The organism is Streptomyces sp. NRRL WC-3618 (genome assembly GCF_001280005.1).
Taxonomy (GTDB): domain Bacteria; phylum Actinomycetota; class Actinomycetes; order Streptomycetales; family Streptomycetaceae; genus Streptomyces.
In genome coordinates, this window is the sequence record NZ_LGDW01000181.1 from 1 (window position 1) to 3,352 (window position 3,352).

General features: G+C 68.3%; 4 protein-coding genes. 1 reads left to right on the forward strand and 3 read right to left on the reverse strand.

Annotation, left to right across the window (positions count from 1 at the left end; translation table 11 throughout):
* Positions 1–356: 356 nt before the first annotated feature.
* On the reverse strand, positions 357–1,364 hold the full coding sequence (locus ADL01_RS18515) for a stage II sporulation protein M (protein ID WP_053743120.1): 1,008 nt from the start codon (positions 1,362–1,364) through the stop codon (positions 357–359).
* Between the two features lie 130 nt (positions 1,365–1,494).
* Between ADL01_RS18515 and ADL01_RS18520 the strand changes: the two genes are divergently transcribed.
* On the forward strand, positions 1,495–2,400 hold the full coding sequence (locus tag ADL01_RS18520) for an RDD family protein (protein ID WP_053743121.1): 906 nt from the start codon (positions 1,495–1,497) through the stop codon (positions 2,398–2,400).
* Here the strand turns inward: ADL01_RS18520 and ADL01_RS18525 are convergent.
* Positions 2,397–3,014: a hypothetical protein gene (locus ADL01_RS18525; RefSeq protein WP_053743122.1), complete on the reverse strand. Its 618-nt coding sequence runs from the start codon at positions 3,012–3,014 to the stop codon at positions 2,397–2,399. The two genes, ADL01_RS18520 and ADL01_RS18525, sit on opposite strands and share 4 nt — an antisense overlap.
* A 163-nt stretch (positions 3,015–3,177) precedes the next feature.
* Positions 3,178–3,352 (reverse strand): adenosylhomocysteinase (locus tag ADL01_RS42165; RefSeq protein WP_199834863.1); only part of this gene is annotated, 175 nt, incomplete at its 5' end.

Genomic DNA, 3,352 nt, shown 5'->3' on the forward strand with positions numbered 1-3,352 from the left:
CTTACTTTTCTTCTGTCTTGCTCTTGTCTTGCTGTCTTGCGTTTCCGACTCTATCAGACCGCTTCGCGATCCGATTTCCTCGGTGCTTTCCAGGTTTCCGCTTTCGCGTTTCCCTTTCCGGCGACTCCGACTTTATCAGAAGTTTTTGGCCGGTCTGACCGGCTGTTCATTCCTGAGATTCATCGGGATGTGACCCTCAAGAATCCAAGTTCTCGAGAAGCCAGTAGATTTTCACGGCCGCCACCGAACCTGTCCGGCTCTAGGCAACTGCTCTAATCTACCTCCACACGCGCTCCGCGTCAACGGTGCTTGTGGGGCGAAGAGGAGACTAGCAGCCCGGCAGCTGTGTCCGCACATCAGGCGGCAGTGGGGACCGACGAGCTGCGCTCGGCCGCCTCGAGGTCGCCCGTCTCGCCGGCGCGCGCCGCTCGCCCACCGAGGACGTACACGTACGCGAGGAAGGCCAGTTCAGCGACGACACCGATCGTGAGGCGGGCCCATGTGGGCAGGCCGGACGGGGTGACGAAGCCTTCTATGGCGCCCGAGACGAAGAGGACCAGGGCCAGGCCGATCGCCATGCCCAGGGCTGCTCGTCCTTCCTCGGCCAGCGCTGTGCGGCGGGAACGCGGGCCCGGATCTATGACAGTCCAGCCGAGGCGCAGGCCCGTGCCGGCGGCTACGAAGACAGCCGTCAGCTCCAGGAGGCCGTGCGGAAGGATCAAGCCGAGGAAGGTGTCGAGTCGACCCGCTGAGGACATCAGGCCCAAGCCGACCCCCACATTGAGCATGTTCTGGAAGAGGATCCCGATGACCGGGAGGCAGAGGAAGACTCCCAGGACCAGGCACATCGCGGCGGCTTGCGCGTTGTTCGTCCACACCTGAGCGGCGAAGGACGCGGCGGGATGGCTGGAGTAGTACGTCTCGTACTCGCCACCGGGACGGGTGAGGGCGCGCAGTTCGTCGGGGGCCGCTATGGAGGACTGCACTTCGGGGTGCGTGCCTATCCACCACCCCAGGAGGACCGCCACCGCCGTGGAGATGAGCGCGGTGGGGACCCACCAGTGCCGGGATCGGTAGACCGCCGCGGGGAAACCGCGCGTGAGGAAACGGGTGACGTCGCGCCATGAGGCACGGCGGGTTCCTGTCACGGCACTACGCGCGCGTGCCACCAGTTGGCTGAGCCGACCGGTCAGCTGGGGGTCCGGGGCGCTCGACTGGATCAGCGAGAGGTGGGTGGCGGTGCGTTGGTAGAGGACGACGAGTTCGTCCGCCTCCGCTCCGTTGAGGCGGCGCTGGCGGCGGAGCAGTGCGTCCAAGCGGTCCCACTCGGCGCGGTGGGCGGAGACGAAGACGTCGAGGTCCATCGGTTTTCCTGCTCCTCGGCTGTTCGTCGACTGCCCGACGTGGGTGTCGGCTTGTCGTACTGCGGCGCGATGCCCTGTCAGCTTGGCAGACTGGCGGTTCCAGAGGCAGGTCAGGGGAAGGACGGCAGGCGTGAGTGAGCTGGTTACGGGCGAGGCGGTGGCGTTGGAGCTGCGCCCCGCGAAACTGCCCAGCAGGGCGCTCGCCATGTTGCTCGACCTCGTGGCGATCGGGTTGGTCTACACCGTGGTCACCATCGTTGTGGTCATGTCCACGGCTTCACTCGACGAGGCGGCGCAGGCCGCTCTCGCCGTCGCCGCGTTCATTCTGGTGCTGGTGGGCGCGCCGATCGCGGTGGAGACCCTCAGCCATGGCAGGTCGCTCGGGAAAATGGCGTGCGGTCTGCGGGTGGTGCGGGACGACGGCGGGCCGATCCGGTTCCGGCATGCGCTGGTGCGTGGCGCGGTCGGTGTGGTCGAGATTCTGATGACGTTCGGGGTGGTGGCCTGTATCGCTTCGCTCGTGTCGGCGCGAGGACGGCGGCTCGGTGATGTCGTCGCGGGCACGCTCGTCGTACGGGAGCGGGTGCCCGCTGGTCGGACCGGCTTCGTTCCTCCCCCGCCGCCGTGGTTGTCCGGACGGTTCGCGGAACTCGATCTGTCGGCCGTGCCCGACGGATTGTGGCTGGCCGTACGTCAGTATCTGACGCGTATGGGTCAACTGGATCCGCAGGTGGGCTGGGCTATGGCCGAGCAGCTGGCCTCCGAAGTGGCGGCCTGCACGGGCACTCCAGCGCCGCAGGGTGTTCCGTCGGCGGCCTATCTGGCCGCTGTGGTGCAGGAGCGGCAGGTGCGGGAGGCTCGGCGGGCCTCCGGGGCCAGGGCGCCGCAGTCGCCCGCTGTGGCTCCTCATCCGTCGGCTGGGGTTCCCTCTCCTTCGGCCGCCGGAGCAGGCGTCCCTGTCCCGGTCGTCGAAGTCGCGCCGTCGGACCCGGCCGGCGAGCGCCGCTCCTCTGGCGGGTTCGCGCCGCCCGCCTAGTCGGCGAACGTCGACGGCGGGGACTCGAGGTGTTCCAGCTCGATGCCCGGGGCGGAGAGGATCACGTCGCCGGCGAGGTGTACGGCGTGCTGTTCGCCCGTGTCCAGGGCTGTGACCTGGTATTCGTCCACGGTCAGGGGTCCGTTGTCAGTGGCGTGTGCTTCTCTTTTCACCAAGGCCCAGGACTGGTCCACGGTGCGGGGGGCGAGGACGGGGTCCGTGAAGGCGACGAGGCGTACGCGGGTTGCGGTGGTGGAGGGGGTGAGGCGCAGGAGACGGGCGGTGGCGACCAGGAACGCGGGGGATGTGCCGGTGAAGGCGTGGGCTCGGACGTTGCCTTCGGTGGCGTGGGTGCCGGTGGGGTCGGTGCGGACCCAGGTGACGCCGTCGAGTGCGGCGCCTCGGACCTGCCAGCTCGCCGCGTGGAGTTCGAGGCGGATCGGACGGCCCAGGTCGTCGAGGGTGAGGTCGACGGAGCCGGTGTGGTCGCCCGAGGGGGCGGTCAGTTGGGAGACGTAGCGCCAGCCGGATGGGCCGGGGGCGCAGTGGAAGTGTTCTTCTGCGAGGGGGATGTGATCGTGCGCGTCGTGAAGCGAATAACGGCCGCGGGGCATGGGCGTCCTGGGTCTTTCGGGCTGTCGCTCGAGTCTTCGAGCCGCTGAGCCTCAGTAAAGGGGCAGGCCCCCGGCACGGGGGTGCGGGGGCCTGCCTCTGAGGACCTGCTGGTGGTGAGCGCGTCAGTGCGCGGACGTGTTCACCACCGGCGGGGATACCGGCTCAGTAGCGGTAGTGGTCCGGCTTGTACGGGCCTTCGACCTCGACACCGATGTACGAGGCCTGCTCCGGGCGCAGTGTCGTCAGCTTGACGCCGAGGGCGTCGAGGTGGAGGCGGGCGACCTTCTCGTCGAGGTGCTTGGGCAGCACGTAGACGTCGGTGGGGTACTCCTGGGGC